General features: G+C 60.8%; 21 protein-coding genes. 11 read left to right on the forward strand and 10 right to left on the reverse strand.

Annotated elements, in window-relative coordinates:
* Positions 1-40: 40 nt before the first annotated feature.
* The 8 genes from amaB (at position 41) to BLU52_RS01290 (ending at position 10,055) form a co-directional block, all read left to right on the forward strand.
* Complete coding sequence (gene amaB / locus BLU52_RS01250; RefSeq protein ID WP_090280834.1) at positions 41-1,531, forward strand: L-piperidine-6-carboxylate dehydrogenase; 1,491 nt, start codon at positions 41-43, stop codon at positions 1,529-1,531.
* A 90-nt stretch (positions 1,532-1,621) separates the two neighbouring features.
* Complete coding sequence (gene amaA / locus BLU52_RS01255) at positions 1,622-2,905, forward strand: L-pipecolate oxidase (protein ID WP_090280838.1); 1,284 nt, start codon at positions 1,622-1,624, stop codon at positions 2,903-2,905.
* A 368-nt stretch (positions 2,906-3,273) separates the two neighbouring features.
* Positions 3,274-4,407, forward strand: coding sequence for a branched-chain amino acid ABC transporter substrate-binding protein (locus tag BLU52_RS01260; RefSeq protein WP_090280841.1), 1,134 nt, complete (start codon positions 3,274-3,276; stop codon positions 4,405-4,407).
* Between the two features lie 240 nt (positions 4,408-4,647).
* Complete coding sequence (locus BLU52_RS01265) at positions 4,648-5,562, forward strand: ABC transporter permease subunit (protein ID WP_041480712.1); 915 nt, start codon at positions 4,648-4,650, stop codon at positions 5,560-5,562.
* A 3-nt stretch (positions 5,563-5,565) separates the two neighbouring features.
* Positions 5,566-6,870 carry a high-affinity branched-chain amino acid ABC transporter permease LivM gene (gene livM, locus BLU52_RS01270; protein WP_090280844.1) on the forward strand — a complete coding sequence of 435 codons (1,305 nt, stop codon included), beginning with the start codon at positions 5,566-5,568 and terminating at the stop codon, positions 6,868-6,870.
* On the forward strand, positions 6,867-7,739 hold the full coding sequence (locus BLU52_RS01275; protein ID WP_090280847.1) for an ABC transporter ATP-binding protein: 873 nt from the start codon (positions 6,867-6,869) through the stop codon (positions 7,737-7,739). The genes livM and BLU52_RS01275 overlap by 4 nt, the downstream gene beginning before the upstream one ends.
* Positions 7,736-8,452, forward strand: coding sequence for an ABC transporter ATP-binding protein (locus tag BLU52_RS01280; RefSeq protein ID WP_090280850.1), 717 nt, complete (start codon positions 7,736-7,738; stop codon positions 8,450-8,452). Before BLU52_RS01275 ends, BLU52_RS01280 begins: the two co-directional genes overlap by 4 nt.
* An 838-nt stretch (positions 8,453-9,290) precedes the next feature.
* Positions 9,291-10,055, forward strand: a complete 765-nt coding sequence (locus tag BLU52_RS01290) for an SDR family oxidoreductase (RefSeq protein WP_090280855.1) — start codon at positions 9,291-9,293, stop codon at positions 10,053-10,055.
* A 93-nt stretch (positions 10,056-10,148) separates the two neighbouring features.
* Here BLU52_RS01290 and BLU52_RS01295 read toward each other — a convergent pair whose 3' ends face one another.
* From BLU52_RS01295 to BLU52_RS01325, 7 genes are all read right to left on the reverse strand, one after another.
* The gene (locus BLU52_RS01295) at positions 10,149-11,282 is read right to left on the reverse strand and encodes an AGE family epimerase/isomerase (protein WP_090280859.1); all 1,134 of its coding nucleotides are present in this window, start codon (positions 11,280-11,282) and stop codon (positions 10,149-10,151) included.
* Positions 11,283-11,465: 183 nt separating this feature from the next.
* Entirely contained in the window at positions 11,466-12,038 is a 573-nt protein-coding gene (locus tag BLU52_RS01300; RefSeq protein WP_090280863.1) for a HupE/UreJ family protein, read from the reverse strand.
* Positions 12,039-12,065: 27 nt separating this feature from the next.
* Complete coding sequence (ureG, locus tag BLU52_RS01305) at positions 12,066-12,680, reverse strand: urease accessory protein UreG (protein WP_090280868.1); 615 nt, start codon at positions 12,678-12,680, stop codon at positions 12,066-12,068.
* A gap of 12 nt (positions 12,681-12,692) precedes the next feature.
* A complete protein-coding gene (locus BLU52_RS01310) occupies positions 12,693-13,367 on the reverse strand; it encodes an urease accessory protein UreF (RefSeq protein WP_090280872.1) in 675 nt (224 codons plus the stop codon).
* On the reverse strand, positions 13,364-13,864 hold the full coding sequence (ureE, locus tag BLU52_RS01315; RefSeq protein WP_090280878.1) for an urease accessory protein UreE: 501 nt from the start codon (positions 13,862-13,864) through the stop codon (positions 13,364-13,366). Before ureE ends, BLU52_RS01310 begins: the two co-directional genes overlap by 4 nt.
* Positions 13,865-14,149: 285 nt before the next feature.
* Positions 14,150-14,782 carry a TetR family transcriptional regulator gene (locus BLU52_RS01320; RefSeq protein WP_090280881.1) on the reverse strand — a complete coding sequence of 211 codons (633 nt, stop codon included), beginning with the start codon at positions 14,780-14,782 and terminating at the stop codon, positions 14,150-14,152.
* A 154-nt stretch (positions 14,783-14,936) separates the two neighbouring features.
* Positions 14,937-15,404, reverse strand: a complete 468-nt coding sequence (locus tag BLU52_RS01325) for a hypothetical protein (RefSeq protein ID WP_090280885.1) — start codon at positions 15,402-15,404, stop codon at positions 14,937-14,939.
* 385 nt (positions 15,405-15,789) lie between these two features.
* Here BLU52_RS01325 and BLU52_RS01330 point away from each other — a divergent pair, with 385 nt between their 5' ends.
* The gene (locus BLU52_RS01330) at positions 15,790-17,865 is read left to right on the forward strand and encodes an AsmA family protein (protein WP_090280888.1); all 2,076 of its coding nucleotides are present in this window, start codon (positions 15,790-15,792) and stop codon (positions 17,863-17,865) included.
* 104 nt (positions 17,866-17,969) lie between these two features.
* Here the strand turns inward: BLU52_RS01330 and BLU52_RS01335 are convergent, their stop codons facing one another.
* Entirely contained in the window at positions 17,970-18,503 is a 534-nt protein-coding gene (locus BLU52_RS01335) for a ferritin-like domain-containing protein (protein WP_090280893.1), read from the reverse strand.
* Positions 18,504-18,595: 92 nt separating this feature from the next.
* The gene (locus BLU52_RS01340) at positions 18,596-19,525 is read right to left on the reverse strand and encodes a LysR substrate-binding domain-containing protein (RefSeq protein WP_167359879.1); all 930 of its coding nucleotides are present in this window, start codon (positions 19,523-19,525) and stop codon (positions 18,596-18,598) included.
* 108 nt (positions 19,526-19,633) lie between these two features.
* On the opposite strand from BLU52_RS01340, the gene BLU52_RS01345 reads away from it, so the two are divergent.
* Both BLU52_RS01345 and BLU52_RS01350 read left to right on the forward strand, forming a co-directional pair.
* Positions 19,634-20,272 (forward strand): FMN-dependent NADH-azoreductase, encoded by a 639-nt coding sequence (locus BLU52_RS01345; protein WP_090280901.1) that lies wholly within the window; start codon positions 19,634-19,636, stop codon positions 20,270-20,272.
* A gap of 156 nt (positions 20,273-20,428) precedes the next feature.
* A complete protein-coding gene (locus tag BLU52_RS01350) occupies positions 20,429-21,307 on the forward strand; it encodes an esterase/lipase family protein (RefSeq protein WP_090280904.1) in 879 nt (292 codons plus the stop codon).
* Between the two features lie 96 nt (positions 21,308-21,403).
* Here the strand turns inward: BLU52_RS01350 and BLU52_RS01355 are convergent, their stop codons facing one another.
* Positions 21,404-22,291, reverse strand: a complete 888-nt coding sequence (locus tag BLU52_RS01355) for a DMT family transporter (protein ID WP_090280907.1) — start codon at positions 22,289-22,291, stop codon at positions 21,404-21,406.
* Positions 22,292-22,301 lie beyond the last annotated feature (10 nt).

A 22,301-nucleotide genomic window follows, 5' to 3' on the forward strand; every position in this document is an offset into this window, starting at 1 on the left:
GCGACCGCACACATTCAGTTTTTCGCTTGAGGAGTGACCCATGGTTGCCGCATTGCTTGATCGTCTCGGTGTGAACCCGGCCCTGTATCAGAACGGCAAAGTGCCGGTGCATTCACCGATCGACGGCAGCCGCATCGCGGCGGTGAACTGGGAAGGTGCGGCCGAAGTCGAGCAGCACATCAGTCGCGCCGATCATGCATTCGAACAATGGCGCAACGTACCAGCCCCGCGTCGCGGCGAGCTGGTGCGCCAATTTGGCGAAGTGTTGCGCGAATACAAGGCCGACCTCGGTGAGCTGGTGTCGTGGGAAGCAGGCAAGATCACTCAGGAAGGCCTGGGCGAAGTGCAGGAGATGATCGATATCTGCGACTTCGCCGTCGGCCTGTCGCGTCAGTTGTACGGTTTGACCATCGCTTCCGAGCGCCCAGGCCATCACATGCGCGAAACCTGGCATCCGCTGGGCGTGGTCGGGGTGATCAGTGCGTTCAACTTCCCGGTCGCGGTGTGGGCGTGGAACACCACCCTGGCGCTGGTCTGCGGCAATCCGGTGGTGTGGAAACCGTCGGAAAAAACCCCGCTGACCGCGCTGGCCTGTCAGGCCTTGTTCGATCGCGTGGTGAAGAATTTCAGCGATGCGCCGGCGAGCCTTTGCCAGGTCATCATCGGTGGTCGCGATGCCGGTGAAGCGCTGGTCGATGACCCGCGTGTCGCCCTGATCAGCGCCACCGGCAGCACCCGCATGGGCCGAGAAGTGGCGCCAAAAGTCGCCGCACGGTTTGCTCGCAGCATTCTCGAGCTCGGTGGCAACAACGCGATGATCCTCGGCCCGAGCGCCGATCTGGACATGGCCGTACGCGCCATTCTGTTCAGCGCCGTCGGCACCGCCGGGCAGCGTTGCACCACGTTGCGCCGGCTGATCGCCCATGAGTCGGTGAAAAACGAAATCGTCACCCGCCTCAAAGCCGCATATTCGAAAGTGCGTATCGGCCATCCATTGCAAGGCAATCTGGTCGGCCCGCTGATCGACAAGCACAGCTTCGAAAACATGCAGGACGCACTGGAGCAGGCATTGAGCGAGGGCGGGCGGGTGTTCGGCGGCCAGCGTCAGCTTGAAGACCAGTTCCCCAACGCCTACTACGTGTCGCCGGCCATCGTCGAAATGCCCGAGCAGAGCGACGTGGTCTGCAGTGAAACCTTCGCGCCGATTCTCTACGTGGTTGGCTACAGCGATTTCGAGGAAGCATTGCGTCTGAACAACGCGGTGCCGCAAGGCCTGTCGTCGTGCATCTTCACCACTGATGTGCGCGAGGCCGAACGATTCATGTCGGCGGTCGGCAGCGATTGCGGCATTGCCAACGTCAACATCGGCCCGAGCGGTGCGGAAATCGGCGGCGCGTTCGGTGGTGAAAAGGAAACCGGTGGCGGCCGCGAATCCGGCTCCGACGCCTGGCGCGCCTACATGCGCCGGCAGACCAACACGGTCAACTACTCGCTGGAGCTGCCATTGGCGCAGGGCATCACATTCGATTAAGCAGCGGCAAGCATCAAGCCCCAAGCTACAAGCAGATCGGCTTGCTGCTTGTAGCTTGAAGCTTGCAGCTGCTCCGACAGGAGCTTGGCAATGCCGTTACGCGAAGAATGTCTGTGGGAAAAGCTCACGCCGCAACGCCCGGATCACACCGCGCTCAGGGGCGAGGTCAAGGTCGATGTCTGCGTGATTGGCGCCGGGTTCACCGGGTTGTCGGCGGCGCTGCACTTGCTGGAAAAAGGTAAAAGCGTCTGCATTGTCGAGGCACATCGCGCCGGGCATGGCGGGTCCGGGCGCAACGTCGGTCTGGTCAACGCCGGCCTGTGGATCCCACCGGACGAGATCGAAGCCGGCTTCGGCGAAGCGGTCGGCAGTCAGCTCAACCGCATGCTCGGTGCGGCGCCGGCGCTGGTGTTCAGCCTTGTGGATAAATACCGCATCGACTGTCAGCTGCGCCGCGAAGGCACTTTGCACATGGCGCATAACGCCAAGGGCGAGGCGGACCTGCGCAGTCGCGAGCAACAATGGCAGCGCCGTGGCGCGCCGGTCGAACTGCTGACCGGCAAGGCCTGCGAGCAAGCCACCGGTACGCAGAAAATCGCCGCCGCGCTACTCGACCGTCGCGCCGGCACGCTCAACCCGATGGCGTATGTGACCGGGCTGGCGAACGCGGTGCTCGGGCTCGGCGGGCAGATGTTCGATCATTCGCCGGTCACCCGCCTCGAACGCGTCGGCCAGCAATGGTTGGTGCAGACTGGACAAGGCTCGGTGCTCGCCGAGCAAGTGGTGATCGCCTCCAACGCCTACACCGAAGGCGACTGGACCGAGCTCAAGCGCAATTTTTTTCCCGGTTATTACTATCAGGTCGCTTCCGTCCCGCTGAGCGAAGACGCCGCACAGGAAATTCTTCCCGGCGGTCAGGGTTCGTGGGACACCCGCCAGGTATTGAGTAGCATCCGCCGCGACAAGGAAGGACGGTTATTGCTCGGCAGCCTCGGCAATGGCAATCAGAAACCGACCTGGTTTCTCAAGGCCTGGGCCGACCGGGTGCAGCAGCATTACTTCCCCAATCTGAAGCCGGTCGAATGGGAATGCACCTGGACCGGGCGCATTGCCTTTACGCCCGATCACCTGATGCGCCTGTTCGAACCGGCACCGGGGCTGGTGGCCGTCACCGGCTACAACGGCCGCGGCGTCACCACCGGCACGGTGGTCGGCAAAGCTTTCGCCGATTATTTGTGCAATGGCGACCGGCAGTCATTGCCGATTCCCTTTGCACCGATGCAGCCCTTGGCCGGCGTCGGCTTGCGCAGTTGCCTGTACGAGGCCGGTTTTTCGCTCTATCACGCGGGCCAGTGCCTGCGCATCGTCATTTGAGTGTTGAAATTTGTTGCCGGAAGCGGCGCTTTTGAATCGAGCGACTAGCCTGTAATGGTGCGGGTTGTAGCAGTCCCGCACCAGCAGTGTGCAGTTCGGTGACGCGGGCTGTTACAGGCTGGTTGCACGTCGTTTGCCGCTGCGGTTGCAATGATGGCGCGCACAGGTTGCGCCTGAAAAAAACAATGGTTTCACCTTCCGCGGTTTAGACGGTTGCACGCCCAATGAAAATGGGAACGAAACAGTCGAAATAACAAGAAAGCAGCGACTTTTTGAAGAATAAAAAACCGCTGGCACGGGCCTTGCTCTGAGCTTTGAGTGAAGTGAAGTCGCATTGCCAACTAAAAAAAACCTTGGAGCACCACCTCATGTCCCAGACGTTTTACAAGAAAGGCTTTCTGGCCCTCGCAGTAGCTGCTGCGCTGGGTGTTTCTGCGTTTGCTCAAGCTGATATCAAGATCGGTGTAGCGGGTCCAATGACGGGCGCCAACGCGGCGTTTGGCGAGCAGTACATGAAAGGGGCACAGGCAGCGGCTGACGCCGTCAACGCGGCGGGCGGCGTCAACGGGGAGAAAATCGTGCTGGTCAAGGGCGATGACGCCTGTGAGCCGAAGCAGGCCGTGACGGTCGCCAAGGACCTCACCAACCAGAAAGTCGCCGGCGTGGTCGGTCACTTCTGCTCTTCTTCGACCATTCCAGCCTCGGAAATCTACGACGAAGCCGGGATCATCGCGATCACTCCGGGTTCGACCAACCCGCAAGTCACCGAGCGCGGTCTGAGCGCCATGTTCCGCATGTGCGGGCGTGACGACCAGCAGGGCATCGTCGCCGGCGATTACATCGTCGACATGCTCAAGGGCAAGAAAGTCGTCGTGCTGCACGACAAGGACACCTACGGCCAAGGCCTGGCGGATGCCACCAAGGCTCAACTGGAAAAACGCGGCGTCAAACCGGTGCTGTACGAAGGCCTGACCCGTGGCGAGAAAGACTTCAGCACCATCGTCACCAAGATCCGTGGCGCCGGTGCCGACGTCGTCTACTTCGGCGGTCTGCACCCGGAAGCCGGTCCACTGGTTCGCCAGTTGCGTGAACAAGGCCTGAAAGACGTCAAGTTCATGTCCGATGACGGCATCGTGACCGACGAACTGGTGACCACCGCTGGCGGCCCGCAATTCACCGATGGCGTGCTGATGACCTTCGGCGCCGACCCGCGTCTGCTGCCTGACAGCAAGACCGTCGTGGATGCTTTCCGCAAGGCCGGCACCGAGCCTGAGGGCTACACCCTGTACGCCTACGCCTCGGTCCAGACCCTGGCAGCGGCGTTCAACGGTGCGAAGAAAAACGACGGCGAAGCGGCCGCGAAGTGGCTGAAAGCCAACCCGGTGAAAACCGTGATGGGCGAGAAGACCTGGGACGCCAAGGGCGACCTGAAAGTCTCCGACTACGTGGTTTACCAGTGGGACAAGGACGGCAAATACCACCAGCTGGAAAAACAGAAGTAAGGGCTGAAGTGATCATCTGATCACGCAAATCCCTTGTAGGAGTGAGCCTGCTCGCGATAGCGGTTGAGCATTCAACACAGGTGTTGCCTGTCAGTCCGTCATCGCGAGCAGGCGAAGGCCTACAGGGGGCAGTGGTGGTCCGATGATCGCGCTCCGACATTGCTCCGACGTAAATCTGTATTTTTCCTAGAAGAACCGCGCGCCAAGGGTGCGCAGGTTCTCACTGCGTGAGATTGCGTTATGGATGGTATTTTCCTGCAGCAACTGGTCAACGGCCTGACTCTCGGGTCGGTCTACGGCCTGATCGCCATCGGCTACACAATGGTCTATGGCATCATCGGCATGATCAACTTCGCCCACGGCGAGGTTTACATGATTTCCGCTTACCTGGCGGCAATCAGTCTGGCTCTGCTGGCTTACTTCGGTATCGAATCCTTCCCGCTGCTGATGCTCGGCACCCTGATCTTCACCATCGTGGTTACGGCGGTGTATGGCTGGGTCATCGAGCGAGTCGCTTACAAACCCCTGCGCAACTCCACCCGACTGGCACCGCTGATCAGCGCCATCGGTATTTCGCTGATTCTGCAAAACTATGCTCAGATCGCTCAGGGCGCCAAACAACAGGGCGTGCCTACCCTGCTGACCGGTGCCTGGCGTGTCGAAGTCGGCACCGGCTTCGTACAACTGACCTACACCAAAGTCTTCATCCTGATTGCCGCTTTCGTCGGCATGGGGCTGCTGACCTACATCATCAAATACACCAAGCTGGGGCGCATGTGCCGGGCCACCCAGCAAGACCGCAAGATGGCCTCGATCCTCGGGATCAACACCGACCGGGTGATCTCCTATGTGTTCATCATTGGTGCAGCCATGGCGGCACTGGCCGGCGTGCTGATCACCATGAACTACGGCACCTTCGACTTCTATGCCGGCTTCATCATCGGCATCAAGGCGTTCACCGCAGCGGTACTCGGCGGGATCGGTTCGCTGCCCGGTGCGATGCTCGGCGGGATCATCCTCGGCATCTCCGAGTCGTTGTTCTCCGGCCTGGTCAACTCCGACTACAAAGACGTGTTCAGCTTCTCGCTGCTCGTACTTGTTCTGGTCTTCCGACCGCAAGGTCTGTTGGGCCGTCCTCTTGTGTCGAAGGTGTAAGCGATGTCTTCAACAACCACTGAAAAATCCATCGATATCAAAAAAAGCCTGGTCGAGGCGATTCTCGCTGGCCTGATTGCCCTGATCGTGTTCGGACCGATTGTTGGCGTGGTGCTCGACGGCTACAGCTTCAATCTGGAATCGACCCGCGTGGCATGGATCATTGCCATCGTCATGGCCGGCCGCTTCGCCCTCAGCCTGTTCCTGCAAACGCCCAAGGGCCTGAAAATCCTCGACAGCTTCGAAAGCAGCGGCTCCGGCGTGCACGTGCTGCCGCCGGATTACAAGTCGCGGCTGCGCTGGATCATTCCGCTGATGATCGTGCTGGCGATCATCGTGCCGTTTGTTTCCAACTCCTATCTGCTGGGGGTGGTGATTCTCGGATTGATCTACGTGCTGCTGGGGTTGGGCCTGAACATCGTGGTCGGTCTGGCCGGTCTGCTTGATCTGGGTTACGTGGCGTTCTACGCCATTGGCGCCTACGGTCTGGCGCTGGGATACCAGTATCTCGGTCTGGGTTTCTGGACGGTGCTGCCACTGGCGGCAATCACCGCGGGCCTTGCCGGTTGCATTCTCGGTTTCCCGGTATTGCGTCTGCACGGCGACTACCTGGCGATCGTGACCCTGGGCTTCGGTGAAATCATTCGTCTGGTGCTGAACAACTGGTTGTCGCTGACCGGCGGCCCGAACGGCATGCCGGCGCCACTGCCGACGTTCTTCGGTCTGGAGTTCGGCAAGCGCGCGAAGGATGGCGGGGTGCCGTTTCACGAGTTCTTCGGCCTCTCGTATAACCCGGATGTGAAGTACTACTTTATCTACGCGGTGTTGTTCCTCGTGGTATTAGCCGTGCTGTACATCAAACATCGTCTGGTGAAAATGCCGGTTGGTCGCGCCTGGGAAGCGTTGCGCGAAGACGAGATTGCCTGTCGCTCGATGGGCCTCAACCATGTACTGGTCAAGCTTTCGGCATTCACCATCGGTGCGTCGACCGCGGGGCTGGCCGGGGTGTTCTTCGCCACCTATCAAGGCTTCGTCAACCCGACCTCGTTCACCTTCTTCGAATCGGCGCTGATCCTCGCCATCGTCGTGCTCGGCGGCATGGGCTCGACCATCGGTGTGGTGATCGCCGCGTTCGTGCTCACCGTCGCCCCGGAACTGCTGCGTGGCTTCGCTGAATATCGCGTGTTGCTGTTCGGCATCCTGATGGTGCTGATGATGATCTGGCGACCACGCGGGCTGATCCGCATCAGCCGCTCCGGAGTCAAACCACGCAAAGGTGCCATTCATTACGAGAGGGCTGCGCCATGAGTGAAGTCGTACTCTCCGTTGAAAAACTGATGATGCATTTCGGTGGCATCAAGGCCTTGAGCGATGTCAGCCTGAAGGTCAAACGCAACTCGATCTTCGCTTTGATCGGCCCCAACGGTGCCGGCAAAACCACGGTGTTCAACTGCCTGACCGGTTTCTACAAGGCGTCGGGCGGCAAGATCGAACTGAACGTGCGCGGCCAGCAGACCAACGTCATCCAGTTGCTGGGCGAGTCGTTCAAACCGACCGACTTCGTCTCGCCGAAATCCTTCCTCAGTCGCCTGTACTACAAGATGTTCGGTGGCACCCATCTGGTGAACCGTGCGGGTCTTGCCCGAACGTTCCAGAACATTCGCCTGTTCAAGGAAATGTCGGTGCTGGAAAACCTGCTGGTGGCCCAGCACATGTGGGTCAACCGCAACATGCTCGCCGGCATCTTCAACACCAAGGGCTACCGCAAGGCCGAGAGCGATGCGCTGGACTGCGCGTTCTACTGGCTGGAAGTGGTCGATCTGGTCGACTGCGCCAACCGCCTCGCCGGGGAATTGTCCTACGGCCAGCAGCGCCGTCTGGAAATCGCCCGAGCCATGTGCACGCGGCCGCAGATCATCTGCCTCGACGAACCGGCCGCCGGCCTCAACCCTCAGGAAACCGAAGCGCTGAGCGCGATGATCCGGCTGCTGCGCGACGAGCATGATCTGACCGTGGTGCTGATCGAACACGACATGGGCATGGTGATGAGCATTTCTGACCACATCGTGGTACTGGACCACGGCATCGTGATTGCCGAAGGCGGGCCGGACGCGATCCGCAACGACCCGAAAGTGATCGCGGCCTATCTGGGCGCCGATGAAGAGGAAGTGGCATGACCGGACCCATCCTCGAACTGAAAAACCTCGATGTGTTCTACGGCCCGATCCAGGCGCTCAAGGGCGTTTCGCTGCAGATCAACGAAGGCGAAACCGTCAGCCTGATCGGCTCTAACGGCGCCGGAAAATCAACGCTGCTGATGTCGATTTTCGGCCAGCCGCGCGCAGCGGGCGGGCAGATTCTGTACCAAGGCGTCGACATTACGCACAAGTCATCGCACTACATCGCTTCCAACGGCATCGCACAATCGCCGGAAGGGCGGCGGGTATTCCCCGACATGACCGTCGAGGAGAACCTGCTGATGGGCACCATCCCGATTGGCGACAAGTACGCCAAAGAGGACATGCAGCGCATGTTCGAGCTGTTTCCACGGCTCGAAGAGCGGCGCACCCAGCGGGCAATGACCATGTCCGGTGGCGAACAGCAGATGCTCGCCATCGCCCGGGCGTTGATGAGTCGGCCGAAGTTGTTGCTGCTCGACGAGCCAAGCCTGGGGCTGGCGCCGATCGTTGTGAAGCAGATCTTCGCGACGCTGCGCGAGCTGGCGAAAACCGGCATGACGATCTTCCTCGTCGAGCAGAACGCCAATCATGCGCTGAAGTTGTCTGACCGCGCCTATGTCATGGTCAACGGCGAAATTCGCCTGTCCGGCACCGGTAAAGAGCTGCTGGTGAATGAGGAGGTGCGTAACGCCTATCTGGGCGGGCACTGATTAATCACAAGTTGTCCACAAACCCCGACACGCAAATGTCGGGGTTTTTTTATCTCTACCATCCGACACAACCCCTGTAGGAGTGAGCCTGCTCGCGATTACGGTGTATCAGTCAACGGTAATGTCGGCTGGAAAACCGCTATCGCGAGCAGGCTCACTCCTACAAGGAAAATGCGTGAGTTCGGCAATTGTGGAAAACAAATCCACCAAGCTGCCAAAGCGCGACATATAGACGCTGCAAACGCCTGTTTTTCCACAGTTTTGACTTGTCCCCGTTTGCTGTGGAGCTGGCTGTGAATAACGTGGGTGTAGTCGGCTGAAGGCCTTGTATGACGGGGCTTGTAGGCGATTGATTGTTTTTTGATCGGGTGATTTTGAGGGAGCGGCACGCGCCATTGTCAACCCTTTTATCGTGCCGCGAGCAGGGCCTCTCTGCCGCACGCCTGCCTGTGGATAAGTCTGTGATTAAACTCTGGAAAGACTTCGCCAAGGGCCGTCAGCACTGGCCTTGCGCAATCACTGCGCTGTGCGCTCTATCGTGAAGAATGCCCTGTCCGGCATAACTGCCACTGCCGGGTCAAGCAAAAAACTTTCTGTTTCGCCCGCAAAGCCTTGTGTGGCGTGGCTTTGCGCATTTCCACTTGCCCCCGGAAACTGTGGAACCGACTGTGGATAACATGCGCGTATATGGCTGCAAGCCACGCTGGCCGTGGCGTCGACAGGTTTGGTTATTTTTTATACAGCTTGTGGCAGTTGCCCGTAAAAGCGCGGGCGGGCATGCTGCCTGCTGATTTTCTATTCCAAGGGCTGCTGCGGTGGCCGAAGCAAGGAGAACACGATGTCCAACACCCTGTTTATCACCGGCGCGACCTCCGGTTTTGGTGAAGCCTGTGCCCGTCGTTTTGCCGAGGCTGGCTGGAAACTGGTGCTGACCGGCCGTCGTGAAGAACGCCTCAATGCGCTGTGCGCCGAACTGTCGAAGCAGACCGAAGTGCATGGTCTGGTGCTCGATGTGCGTGATCGCAAGGCGATGGAGGCGGCGATCGCCAATCTGCCGCCGTCGTTCGCCACCCTGCGCGGCCTGATCAACAACGCCGGGCTGGCCCTGGGTGTCGACCCGGCGCCGAAGTGCGATCTGGACGATTGGGACACCATGGTCGACACCAACGTCAAAGGCCTGATGTACGCCACCCGCCTGTTGCTGCCGCGTCTGATCGGTCATGGCCGCGGCGCTGGCATCATCAACCTTGGCTCCATCGCCGGTAACTACCCATATCCGGGCAGCCACGTGTATGGCGCGACCAAGGCCTTCGTCAAACAGTTCTCGCTGAACCTGCGCTGCGACTTGCAGGGTACCGGCGTGCGGGTCAGCAACATCGAGCCGGGACTGTGTGAAAGTGAGTTCTCGCTGGTACGTTTCGCCGGCGATCAGGAGCGCTACAACGCGACCTACGCCGGTGCCGAGCCGATCCAGCCGCAGGACATTGCCGAGACAATCTTCTGGGTGATGAACACCCCGGCGCACATCAACATCAACAGCCTGGAGTTGATGCCGGTGAGCCAGACCTGGGCTGGATTTGCCATTGAGCGGAACAAGGCTTGAGACTGCGCCGCTGCTGATCGCCAGCAGGCTGGCTCCCACATTGGAATATGTTCACCTGTGGGCGCGAGCCTGTTCGCGAAAGCAATTTATCGGTTAGCGCAGATATTCAGCCAGACCGCTGTAGCACGTCGCCAAATGATAGGGCGTGGTGGAAGGCATGTCCTTGCGACTGACTTCCCCCTGCTCATCCCGACACTCATACCAGCCGCCGGCATGCAGGAACCGCTGCTGCAACGCCTGCAATTGGCGCAGCACCGCCGCTTCACTGTCCGGACGCAATGTCAGCGCGCGCAGGTATTCCGCCTGAGCCCAGATGCGCTGGGTCGAATCCCGCGGCCGGCCGTTGCTTTCCAGATCAAGCATGGCGCGCACCGCACCGCAGGCTTCCAGCACACCGTACTGCTCGGTAAAGGCAAATGCGCGATCCAGTGCCCGGTGCAATTTCGAGTCGCGTAGCAGCGGCGAGGATTGCAGCAGGAAATACCATTCGAATTGATGGCCCGGTTCGTACCAGTTATCCACAGCGCCGAGCGGCTTTTCCATCAATACGCCATATTGCGGATCGACGAAGTGCTTGTGCATCGCTGTGCATAATTCGAGCAGGTCCTTTTGGGTCTGCGGGTCTTCGCGCACGGCCAGCGTCGCGAGGAACGCTTCGGCCAGATGCATCAGCGGGTTTTGCAGCGGACCGGTTTGCAGCGTCATCCAGTCTCGATCCAGACATGCCTCATACAAACCATCGCCGGTGGCGAAGCGACGGCCGATGATTTCCAGCGCGGCATTCAAAGTCGACTCGACCAGCGGATCAGCGGACTTTGCCCAGTAATGCGCGCAGGCGAACAGGATGAAGGCGTGGGTGTAGAGGTCCTTGCGCTGATCGAGCGGCTTGCCCTGGGCATCGATGCTGTAGAACCAGCCGCCGTGCTCGGCATCGTGAAAATGCCGTTGCAGCGAACGGAACAGCGCTGCCGCGCGAACTTCAGCGTTATCCACAACCCCGATCAGGCTGGAAAACAGGTACAGCTGCCGCGCGCAGGCCATGGCCCGATAGCGTTGCACGGGCATCGGTTGCTGTGCGGCGTCCAGCGCTTCGAAGGGCAACGCCATGTCGGCGTTCCAGCCCGGACCTTGCCAAAGGGGCACGATCACGTTGACGAAGTGCTGTTGCACAGCGCCGAACAGGGCGGTCAATTCAGGCAGGGCGGTGGAGCGGCAAGCGTGGGGCATGAGCGGACGTCGTCACGGGCAAGGGCGATTGCGCGACATGGTAGCAGAGCAGCGACCTTTAGCGACGCGGTGTCGGTCAGGCCGCCATCGCCAGCAGGCTGGCTCCCACAGTGGATTTGCGCTGTAAACAAAACCTGTGGGAGCCAGCCTGCTGGCGATGGAGCCGATGCAGACGCTAAATAATCAACCGGCGAGCAACCACACGCCAGTCGCCGCCGACGCCGCACCCGCCAACCGCACCAGCGGCGCCGCAGCCTGCGGCAACACGCGCACCACGCCATAACCGGCGGCATGCAAAGCGGCCGTGGCGACCACGAAACCCGCTGCATACGCCCACGGACTGCTCATTTCCGGCAACTCCAGCCCGTGCGCCACGCCATGGAACAACGCAAACAGCGCAGTCGCGGCCACCGCCATGACCAGCGGCGGACGCACCGCCAACGCTACCGCCAGACCCAGCGCCAGCACCGAGGCGGCAATGCCGCTTTCCAGCGCCGGTAATTCCAGCCCTTCAAAGCCGAGCAGGCCGCCGATCAGCATGGTGCCGACAAACGTGCACGGCAGCGCCCAGCGCGCCGGGCCTTGCTGTTGCGCCGCCCACAAACCAACGGCGAGCATTGCCAGCAAATGATCGAGGCCACCGATCGGGTGGCTGATGCCCGCGATCAGACCGCTGTCGCCATGCCCGGGATGGGCAAAGGCCAGCGCCGGGGCCAGCAGCAGCGCAAGCGCGCCAAGAATGCGTTTGAGTGTCATGGATAAGCTTCCTTGTTGATAAGTGAATCAGGCTGCGCTCAGCAGGCCCTGGCGTTCGATGAAGGCGATGATCTGCTCAAGGCCTTGGCCGGTTTTCTGGTTGCTGAAGACGAACGGCTTGCCGTTGCGCATGCGCTGGGTGTCGCTGTCCATCATTTCCAGCGAGGCCCCCACCAGCGGCGCCAAGTCGATTTTGTTGATGACCAGCAAGTCGGACTTGCAGATGCCCGGACCGCCCTTGCGCGGCAGCTTGTCGCCCGCCGAGACGTCGATCACGTAGATGGTCAGGTCGGACAATTCCGGGCTGAAGGTCGCCGACAGGTTATCGCCACCGGATTCCACCAGAATCAGATCGAGGCCTGGAAAACGCCGGTTCAGTTGGTCGACCGCTTCGAGGTTGATCGAGGCGTCTTCGCGGATCGCCGTGTGCGGGCAGCCACCGGTTTCCACGCCGATGATCCGCTCCGGAGCCAGAGCTTCGTTGCGCACGAGGAAATCGGCGTCTTCGCGGGTGTAAATGTCGTTGGTCACCACGGCGAGGTTGTAGCGCTCGCGCAGGGCCAGGCACAGGGCCAGGGTCAATGCGGTTTTGCCGGAACCGACCGGGCCGCCGATGCCGACGCGCAGAGGTTGTGTATTCATTTGATGTTTCTCCTAAGAGCGAAAGAGGCGGCTGTACTGGCGCTCATGGGCCATGCACGCCAGTGAAAGGCCGAATGCGGCGCTGCCGAGGTGATCAGGATCGATGCGGGTCGCGTCCTGCTGCGCTTGTTGCAGCAGCGGCAGCAGTTCGCTGGTCAGGCGCTGCGCGGCTTGCTGGCCCAGCGGCAAGGTTTTCATCAGCACCGCGAGCTGGTTTTCCAGCCAGCTCCACAGCCAAGCGGCGAGGGCATCCTGCGGGCTGATCCGCCAGGAACGCGCGGCCAGTGCCCAGCCAAGGGCCAGATGGGGTTCGGCGCATTGCTCAAGGAAGCAACGTGCGGGCGCGTCCAGCTCCGGCAGGCCGTTGAGCAATTGCTGCAACGAGTAGCCCATCTGCCGGCTTTCCAGATGCAGCTCGCGGGTTTCGCGACTGGCGCGATGGCGTTCGCAAATCTGCAGCAGCTCGGCCCAGTGTTCATCGGCGGCCGCCTGACAATGTGCAAGCAGCAGCGGCGCTTCGAAGCGCGCGAGGTTGAGCAGCAACTGATCGCTGATCCAGCGGCGCGCGCTGTCGGGGTTGTTGACCCGGCCGTTGTCCACCGCCATTTCCAGGCCTTGGGAATAGCTGTAACCACCAATCGGTAACTGCGGACTGGCCAGGCGCAACAGTGCCCAGGCCGGATTCACAGGCGTACGCCGAACTGATGGAGTTTCGGCGCGTAGTTGAAATCTTCGTCGCCATGGCGTGAATGATGATGGCCGCCGCCGTAGGCACCGTGTTCCGGTTGGAACGGTGCTTCGATGGCAACGACCTGCGCACCCAGTTGTTCGAGCATGGCCTTGAGCACGTAATCGTCGAGCAGGCGCAACCAGCCATCGCCGACTTGCAGGGCAACATGACGATTGCCCAAGTGATAGGCGGCGCGGGTCAATTCAAACGCGTTGGCGCAGGTGACGTGCAGCAATTGCTCGGGGCGGGCGCAGACCCGCACGATGCGGCCGTCTTCGGCTTGCAGGCACTCGCCGTCAAACAGCGGCGGCTGGCCGCGCTCCAAAAACAACCCGACGTCTTCGCCTTCGGCACTGAAACAGCGCAAACGGCTCTTGCTGCGCGCTTCGAAGGTCAGGTGCAACTCGGCGGCCCAGACGGGTTGAGGGTCGATTCTGCGGTGAATCACCAGCATCGGAAATCTTCCAGCAATGGACAATGATCAGGCTAGAGCAAGGGCCGCGCCAATCGGCCGATCTGTAGGAAATGACTGTCGGCGCGTGGCTGATCTTTCAACAGGCGGGAAGTTTCTGGAAGGTTTTGGTGCGTGAAGAATTTGTCATGCACCAAATCAATGCGGCGCTGCTGCACCTTTGTAGGAGTGAGCCTGCTCGCGATAGCGGTGTGTCAGATAGAGATGCTTCGCTTGGCATACCGCTATCGCGAGCTCACTCCTATATGGAGATGGGAGTGGCTGCGGTTATTCGGTACTGCCCAACCCCTGCCAGTGCTTGAGGCCGATAAAGATGAAGCGCAGCTGCTGGGTGATCTTCGCTTGCGGGGTCATATGCTCGGGCAACGCTTCGGCGGGCGGATCGATGATGTCGGGCAGGGTGGCGAATACTGATTTGACGATCAGGTCGGCCATCACGCTCAGACCGGCGATGTCCAGATGTTGGAGTTTGGGCATCAACGCCAGGTCTGCGGCGAGGTCGGCGCTGATGTTCTCGCGCAAGCGGCCAATCGCCTGACGCACCGGCAGCGAGCCGCCGTATTGTTCGCGGGCCAGAAACAGGAATTGCGAGCGATTGGCGCTGACCACGTCGAGAAAGATCCGCACCGAAGCATCGATAATGCCGCCCATGACGAATTCGTTGTGGCGCACCAGGCGGATGGTTTCGCGGAAGGTCTGGCCAACTTCGCTGACCAGCACCAGACCCAGTTCGTCCATATCGGCAAAGTGTCGATAGAAACCGGTAGGTACGATGCCGGCGGTTTTACTGACTTCACGCAGGCTCAGGCTGCCGAAACCGCGGCCGCTTTCCATCAAGTGGCGGGCAGCGTCCATCAGGGCGTTGCGGGTCTGTTGTTTCTGTTCGGCGCGGGGCAGCATCGCAGGGCGTGTTCTTTGGCAGGACAAGCGTCGCACTCTAGCAAATCGGCTTTGCCGGCGTCGAACGGGAGAAGGTGGGGCAGGCGTTGCAGCGGGGCAGAAAAGTCAAAAGCCCAATCCGGGGATTGGGCTTTTTTTCGAGGCCGCCATGGGCTTAGCTCAAGGCACTGTTGCGTTCGATCACACGGTCACCACCGCCTTCGGCGATTGCCTGACCCAGTGGGGTTTTATCGAAACCGTCATCCGCCAGAGTCTGACCTTGTGGAGTGCGGTCGCTACCGTCGGACGCCAGGGTTTGGCCTTGTGGGGTACGGTCGCTACCATCGGACGCCAGGGTCTGACCTTGTGGAGTGCGGTCGCTACCGTCGGAGGCCAAAGCTTGACCTTGTGGGGTGCGATCGGAACCGTCTTGCACCAGGCCTTTTTCTTCCAGACGATCACGGCCGCCTTCAGCCAGGGTCTGGCCTTGGGGAGTGCGGTCGGAACCATCGGCGGCTACGGTCTGGCTGAACACCGAGTGGCTGGATTTTACTTGCGGAGTGGCCTGATCGGCAGCGGGCAGGGCGAAAGCAGTGCTGGCTAGCATCGACAGGGTAAGGCTGAGCAGTAATTGGCGTTTCATGATGGGTTGCTCCTTGGGAGGGCGATAAAGTGGGTACGAGGGCAATGCTACTCTCGATAAGTCGATATAAAAGTTCATAAACGCAATGGTAATAATCAACAGAATTGATTGTTCGCTTCGAGGGCTCTAGATCGGGCCTTTCCGGCCGGTGGTTTTGCACTGAGGTGGGTATTTTCGACTCACTCGCGCCTCGCAAAAGTGCGGGTCGCGGTAACACTGCCCGACCGATCGGTCAGTTTTGCGGGCCTTTTTATGGCTTAAACTGCCTTTCCATTAAACCTGCGGGCCTTTCGCCAGTCACAGACTGCATGAGGGCCGCTTCGGTCTGCCGTTTCAAACTGTACGTCGGGATCCAGGCGTGCGGTCGTGATCAGGAGCTTTGTGCATGACGCGCACTGGAAAAATCTTCAGCTGGACCTTCGCCACTCTCGCACTGCTCTTGGCAGTGCTGATTCTGATCATCGCGTTTTTCGACTGGAACCGGATTAAACCCACCATCAATACCAAAGTCTCAGAAGAGCTGCACCGCGCGTTTGCCATTAATGGCAACCTGGCGGTGATCTGGCAGCGCGAGCCGGATGAAGGCGGCTGGCGCGCCTGGGTGCCGTGGCCACACGTGGTTGCCGAGGATCTGAGCCTGGGCAACCCGGACTGGTCGAAACAGGCGCAGATGGTCACCCTGAAAAAAGTCGAGCTGCGCATCTCGCCGCTGGCCTTGTTGACGCAGCGCGTGGTGATTCCGCGTATCGACCTGACCGAACCCAATGCCGAGCTGCAACGCCTGGCTGACGGTCGCGCCAACTGGGTGTTCAAGTTTGACCCGAAAGACCCCAACGCCGAACCGTCGAACTGGGTGGTCGACATCGGCGCCATCGGTTTCGACAAGGGCCATGTCACCCTTGATGATCAGACCCTCAAGACCCGCCTCGATGTGCTGATCGATCCGCTCGGCAAGCCCATTCCGTACAGCGACATCGTCGGCGCCAAAGCGGCGAAAACCGCGCAGGACAAGGGCGGTGCGCCACAGGATTATGCCTTTGCCCTGAAGGTCAAAGGCCAGTATCACGGCCAGAACCTGACCGGCCAGGGCAAGATCGGCGGGTTGCTGGCATTGCAGGACGCGAACAAGCCATTCCCGTTGCAGGCGCAAGCGCAGATCGGCGACACCCGCATCGAACTGGCCGGCACCCTGACCGACCCGCTCAACCTCGGCGCCCTCGACTTGCGCCTGAAACTGGCCGGCGCCAGCCTCGGCAATCTCTACCCGCTGACCGGCGTGACCCTGCCGGACACGCCGCCGTACTCCACCGACGGCCATCTGATCGCCAAGCTGCATGACGAGGCCGGGGCGAAGTTCACGTACGAGAAATTCAACGGCAAGATCGGCGACAGCGACATTCATGGCGACCTGACCTATGTTGCCAGCCAGCCTCGACCAAAACTCAGCGGCGCTTTGCTCTCCAATCAATTGCTGTTCGCCGATCTCGCGCCGCTGATTGGCGCCGATTCCAACACCGAGCAAAAGGCCCGTGGCGGCGCGAGCAAGCAGCCGACCGACAAGGTGCTGCCGGTCGAGGAGTTCAAGACCGATCGCTGGCGCGCGATGGACGCTGACGTCGAATTCACCGGCAAGCGCATCGTGCACAGCGAAAAGCTGCCGTTCACCGACCTTTATACCCACTTGAAACTCGACGACGGCGAACTCAGCCTCGAGCCGCTGCGCTTTGGCGTGGCCGGCGGCAATCTGGATGCACAGATTCGCCTCAACGGGCGTACAGAACCGCTGGAAGGCCGGGCCCGCTTGACCGCGCGCAAGTTCAAGCTCAAGGAACTGTTCCCGACCTTCGAACCGATGAAGACCAGTTTCGGTGAGCTCAACGGTGACGCCGATATCAGCGGACGCGGCAACTCCGTGGCGAAACTGCTGGGTGGTGCCAATGGCAAGTTGAAAATGTTGATCAACGACGGCGCGATCAGCCGCGAGTTGATGGAACTGGCCGGGCTTAACGTCGGCAATTACGTGGTCGGCAAGATCTTTGGCGACAAGGAAGTGAAGATCAATTGCGCTGCTGCCGACTTCGATATCAAGACCGGGCTGGCGACCACGCAGCTTTTTGTCTTTGATACCGAGAACGCAATCATCTACATCGACGGCACGGCAAACATGGCCACCGAGCAACTCGACCTGACGGTGACGCCGGAATCCAAGGGCTGGCGCCTGATCTCCCTGCGCTCGCCGCTGTATGTGCGCGGCAAGTTCATCAAGCCGGATGCCGGGGTGAAGGCTGTGCCATTGATGTTGCGTGGCGCGGGCATGGTTGCATTGGGTGTGATCGCTGCTCCGGCGGCCGGGCTGTTGGCGCTGGTCGCACCGAGCGGTGGCGAGCCGAACCAGTGTGCGCCGTTGCTGGAGCAGATGAAGCAGGGCAAGGCGCCGGTTACTGTTAAACCTACCCGGTAATTTTCAGCGCATACAAAGACGCCATCGCGAGCAGGCTCACTCCTACAGGGGAGCGCATTTCAACCTGTAGGAGTGAGCCTGCTCGCGATGGCGGTATTGAATGGTTACAGGTCTTTCAGAATGTCCGCCATGTCATCGGCGTGTTCTTCTTCCTGGGCCAGGATGTCTTCGAAAATGCGTCGCGTTGTCGGGTCTTTGTCGCCGAGGTACTGAATGATCTCGCGGTAACTGTCGATGGCGATCCGCTCGGCCACCAGGTCTTCGTAGACCATTTCCTTGAGCGTATTGCCCGCCACGTATTGCGCGTGAGACAGCCGCGACAGTACGTCCGGATTGAACTCCGGTTCACCGCCCAGTTGCACGATGCGTTCGGCCAGGCGATCAGCGTGCTCGGCTTCCTGGACTGCATGCTCGAGGAATTCATCGGCGGCTGCTTTGGCTTTCAGGCCGGTGGCCATGAAGTAGTGACGTTTATAGCGCAAGGTGCACACCAGCTCGGTGGCCAGCGATTCGTTGAGCAGGCGCAGCACTTCTTCGCGGTTGGCGCTGTAGCTCTCGGTGACGGCGCCGTTTTCGACGTGTTGGCGCGCACGTTCGCGCAGGGTTTGTACATCTGACAAATGCAGGTCGTCGCTCATGTGAGTCTCTCCAGGAGGCTAATCCGATGGGCGCCACGTTCTGCTGACGCGGTCGCTACCCATGCTGTGAGTGACGCGTGCGGCGAAAAGTTTTACGCGATTTGCGCCGACCGTGGCGTCAACCCGGAGCGCTGCGCTTCTTCACGCAGCCAGGCGAAAAAGGCCCGCACCGGCGGATGCCGCTCGCGGCCCGGCACGCACAAGGCGCTGTAGCCGGCGCCATCGACCTGCACCTCGCCGCGGTACGGCACCAGCACACCGCTGGCGACGCTTTGCGATACCAGAATATTGCTCGCCAGCACCAAGCCTTGTCCGGCGATCGCCGCTTGCAGGGCGTAATGCTCTTCGTCGTATTCGCGAATGGCCGGTGTCGGACTCAGCCAATTCTCGCCAGACTTTGCGCACCACGCTTGCCAGCCATGCGCGTAGAGCCTGGAGTTGTACCAGTGCACGCTGATCAGCGTCGGCGTGCGCTGCGCGGCCAGCGCCACCTGTTCGGGCGAGCCATAGACGCCGAACGACTCATCGAACAGGCACAGGCCATACAGGTTCGGGTAGTCGTCGAGGCTGTAGCGCAACACCAGATCGACGCTGGCGTCCTGATGCAGATCGATGACTTCGCAGTGGGTGTCGAGGCGCACATTGATATCCGGATGCTGCGCATAGAAACGCCCGAGCCGCGGCACCAGCCACAGCGCGGCGAAGGCGGCGGTGGTCGACAGCGTCAGGCTGCTGCCGCTGCGTTGCGGGCGCAGGGTATCAACGCATTGCGCCACCTCCAGCAGCGCGCCGTGCAGGCTGCGAAACAGACGTTCGCCACCCTCGGTCAGGCGCACCTGGCGCGGCAGACGCTCGAACAGCGCCACACCCAGCCAATCCTCCAGGGCGCGGACCTGATGAGAAATCGCAGTAGGCGTGACGCAAAGCTCTTCGGCAGCAGCCTTGAAACTCAGCAGCCGGGAGGCTGATTCAAAAGCACGCAGGGCGGTCAGCGGCAACGAGGCGAACATGGGCAACTCCATGGATGAAATCAATTCATCCCGACTGATTTTTGCTCATTTGAAATGAAGCAGCGGCCAGCTTCAAGCTGCAAGGGTCAAGTGGTTAGATTCTAGTCAGGAGATTTATAGATGAGCAGAATTCTTGTGGTGCACGGCAGTCCGCGGGGTGAGCGGTCGACTTCGCGGCGGCTGGCTGAAGGATTTTTGAGTGCCTGGCAGGCGCGTCACTCGGGGGCGCAGGTGACTCGCCGTGAGGTGGGGCGAGCGCTGATTCCGGCGGTCAGTGAGGCGTTTGTGGCGGCGGCGTTTTATCCCGAGCCCGAGGCACGTCCGTTGGTGATGCAGGCGGATCTCGCGTTGAGTGACGCGTTGGTCGGTGAACTGTTCGACCATGATCTGCTGCTGATTTCCACGCCGATGTACAACTTCAACGTGCCCAGCGGCCTCAAAGCCTGGGTCGATCAGATCGTGCGGCTGGGGCTGACCTTCGACCACACGCTGGACAACGGCGTCGCCCAGTACACGCCATTGTTGCAGGGCAAGAAAGCCCTGATCGTCACCAGTCGCGGCGGATTTGGCTTCGGCCCCGGCGGCGAGCTGGAGGCATTGAACCATGCCGATCCGTGGCTGCGCACGGCACTGGGTTTCATCGGCATCAATGACGTCACGGTTGTCGCCGCCGAAGGCGAGGAGTCTGCCGAGCGCACCTTTGCGGTGTCGGTGGCCGCGGCCGAGCAACGGCTGCTCGACCTGGCCCGGACATTCTGATGGCCTGGCTGTTCTTGCTGGTCGCTGCCGGGTTTGAAGTGACGTTCGCCATGGGCCTGAAGTAGGCTGGTGGTCGAGTTGTCATGATCCGCGTGGATGCTTGGCGGGCGTTTTGCACATCTTGCATCCACTCACCGACTACAAGGATGTCCGCCGATGCCGACACGTTATCCACTGGTGCTGGTGCCGGGCATGCTCGGGTTCGTCCGGCTGGTGTTCTACCCGTATTGGTACGGCATCATCAAGGCGTTGCGCCGCACGGGGGCGACGGTGATTGCCGTGCAGGTGTCGCCGCTCAATTCGACAGAGGTGCGTGGTGAGCAGTTGCTGGCGCGAATCGATGAAATCCTGCGCGAGACTGGCGCGGACAAGGTCAATCTGTTCGGCCACAGCCAAGGGGCGCTGACCGCGCGTTATGTGGCGGCGAAACGCCCGGATCTGGTCGCCTCGGTGACGTCCGTGGCCGGGCCGAATCACGGTTCGGAACTGGCTGACTATCTTGAAACCAACTATCCCGCCGACAGCGCCCGGGGCCGCCTGCTCGAAGCCCTTCTGCGCCTGGTCGGCTGGGTCATGGCCTTGCTCGACACCGGCTACCACGGGCCAAAACTGCCGGTGGATATTCATGCCTCGCACCATTCGCTGACCACGGCGGGCGTGGCGCTGTTCAATCAGCGTTATCCACAGGGCCTGCCGCCAACCTGGGGCGGGCACGGACCGGAGGAGGTCAGTGGTGTGCGCTATTACTCGTGGTCGGGCACGTTGCAGCCGGGCAAGACTGATCGGGGCGGCAATCTGTTCGACGGGACGAATCGCAGCTGTCGGCTGTTTGCGAAAGCCTTCGTGCGCGAGCCGGGGCAGTGCGACGGCATGGTCGGGCGCTACAGCTCGCATCTGGGCACGGTGATTGGCGATGACTTTCCGCTGGATCACTTCGACATCGTCAACCAGTCGTTGGGGCTGGTGGGCAAGGGCGCGGATCCGGTAAGGCTGTTTGTCGAGCATGCGGCGCGGCTGGAGGCGGCCGGGTGTTAGCAGGCAGACCGGGTTATCGCTCACCGCAAGCAGGCTCACTCCTACATGGGGACGCATTCCAATTGCAGGAGTGAGCCTGCTCGCGATAGGGCCGGATCAGACGACGTTGATTTTGCGCCCCAGCACCGTGGTCCAACGCTCAGACAACACCACCCCACCCAACGTCAGCAACCCGCCAACCAGGTGATACATCGCCAACTGCTCCTTCAACACCACCGCCGCAATCAGCGCGGTAATCAGCGGCAGCAAATTGAAGAACAGCGTCGTGCGGCTCGGCCCCAGACGCTGCACTGCCTGCATCCAAGCCAGCGGCGCGAGCATTGATGCCAGCAGGCAGGCGTACAGCACCAGCGGTATGTTCTGTACGGTCAGCCCGGTTTTCGGTGAAGCGGCGTACAGCGGAAACAATACGACGATCGCCACCAACACCTGCAAGTACAGCAACACCAGCGGTGGCAAACGCAGCTGCCATTTTTTCAGCAGCGTGCTGTAGATCGCGTAGGCCAGCGTGGCGATCAGCATCATCGCGTCGCCCAGATTCACCCCGTGTTGCAGCAGGCTGCCAAGGCTACCGGACGACACCACCACCAGCACTCCGGCGAATGACAGCACCGCGCCAACCAGCGCCCCGGCGGTCAGGCGTTGCCCGAGGCTGATGATCGCCATGGCCAGCGACATCAAGGGCATCAGCGAGAGGATGATGCCCATGTTGGTCGCAGTGGTCAGGGTTGCAGCAAAGTAGGCGAGGCTCTGATAAACCGCCATGCCCAGCACGCCGAGAACGAAAATCCTGCTTAGGTTCGGGCGAATCTGCGGCCAGTGCGCGATCACTGCCTTGAGCATGAACGGGGTGAACAGCAGGCCGGCCAGCAGCCAGCGGTAAAAGCCGATCTCGGCGGGGAAAATCGCCCCGACCGCCAGTTTGTTGATCACGGTATTGCCGGCCCAGATAAAAATCGCCAGCAGTGGAAACGCGTATTGCATGAGTTGAAAC

This window comes from Pseudomonas granadensis, assembly GCF_900105485.1.
In the GTDB taxonomy this organism is placed as follows: domain Bacteria; phylum Pseudomonadota; class Gammaproteobacteria; order Pseudomonadales; family Pseudomonadaceae; genus Aquipseudomonas; species Aquipseudomonas granadensis.

Bases quoted from the DNA above. Each gene is read 5' to 3' on its own strand.
- amaB (WP_090280834.1), top strand. From the start codon at position 41: ATGGTTGCCGCATTGCTTGATCGTCTCGGTGTGAACCCGGCCCTGTAT.
- amaA (WP_090280838.1), top strand. From the start codon at position 1,622: ATGCCGTTACGCGAAGAATGTCTGTGGGAAAAGCTCACGCCGCAACGC.
- BLU52_RS01260 (WP_090280841.1), top strand. From the start codon at position 3,274: ATGTCCCAGACGTTTTACAAGAAAGGCTTTCTGGCCCTCGCAGTAGCT.
- BLU52_RS01265 (WP_041480712.1), top strand. From the start codon at position 4,648: ATGGATGGTATTTTCCTGCAGCAACTGGTCAACGGCCTGACTCTCGGG.
- livM (WP_090280844.1), top strand. From the start codon at position 5,566: ATGTCTTCAACAACCACTGAAAAATCCATCGATATCAAAAAAAGCCTG.
- BLU52_RS01275 (WP_090280847.1), top strand. From the start codon at position 6,867: ATGAGTGAAGTCGTACTCTCCGTTGAAAAACTGATGATGCATTTCGGT.
- BLU52_RS01280 (WP_090280850.1), top strand. From the start codon at position 7,736: ATGACCGGACCCATCCTCGAACTGAAAAACCTCGATGTGTTCTACGGC.
- BLU52_RS01290 (WP_090280855.1), top strand. From the start codon at position 9,291: ATGTCCAACACCCTGTTTATCACCGGCGCGACCTCCGGTTTTGGTGAA.
- BLU52_RS01295 (WP_090280859.1), bottom strand. From the start codon at position 11,282: ATGCCCCACGCTTGCCGCTCCACCGCCCTGCCTGAATTGACCGCCCTG.
- BLU52_RS01300 (WP_090280863.1), bottom strand. From the start codon at position 12,038: ATGACACTCAAACGCATTCTTGGCGCGCTTGCGCTGCTGCTGGCCCCG.
- ureG (WP_090280868.1), bottom strand. From the start codon at position 12,680: ATGAATACACAACCTCTGCGCGTCGGCATCGGCGGCCCGGTCGGTTCC.
- ureE (WP_090280878.1), bottom strand. From the start codon at position 13,864: ATGCTGGTGATTCACCGCAGAATCGACCCTCAACCCGTCTGGGCCGCC.
- BLU52_RS01320 (WP_090280881.1), bottom strand. From the start codon at position 14,782: ATGCTGCCCCGCGCCGAACAGAAACAACAGACCCGCAACGCCCTGATG.
- BLU52_RS01325 (WP_090280885.1), bottom strand. From the start codon at position 15,404: ATGAAACGCCAATTACTGCTCAGCCTTACCCTGTCGATGCTAGCCAGC.
- BLU52_RS01330 (WP_090280888.1), top strand. From the start codon at position 15,790: ATGACGCGCACTGGAAAAATCTTCAGCTGGACCTTCGCCACTCTCGCA.
- BLU52_RS01335 (WP_090280893.1), bottom strand. From the start codon at position 18,503: ATGAGCGACGACCTGCATTTGTCAGATGTACAAACCCTGCGCGAACGT.
- BLU52_RS01340 (WP_167359879.1), bottom strand. From the start codon at position 19,525: ATGGAGTTGCCCATGTTCGCCTCGTTGCCGCTGACCGCCCTGCGTGCT.
- BLU52_RS01345 (WP_090280901.1), top strand. From the start codon at position 19,634: ATGAGCAGAATTCTTGTGGTGCACGGCAGTCCGCGGGGTGAGCGGTCG.
- BLU52_RS01350 (WP_090280904.1), top strand. From the start codon at position 20,429: ATGCCGACACGTTATCCACTGGTGCTGGTGCCGGGCATGCTCGGGTTC.
- BLU52_RS01355 (WP_090280907.1), bottom strand. From the start codon at position 22,291: ATGCAATACGCGTTTCCACTGCTGGCGATTTTTATCTGGGCCGGCAAT.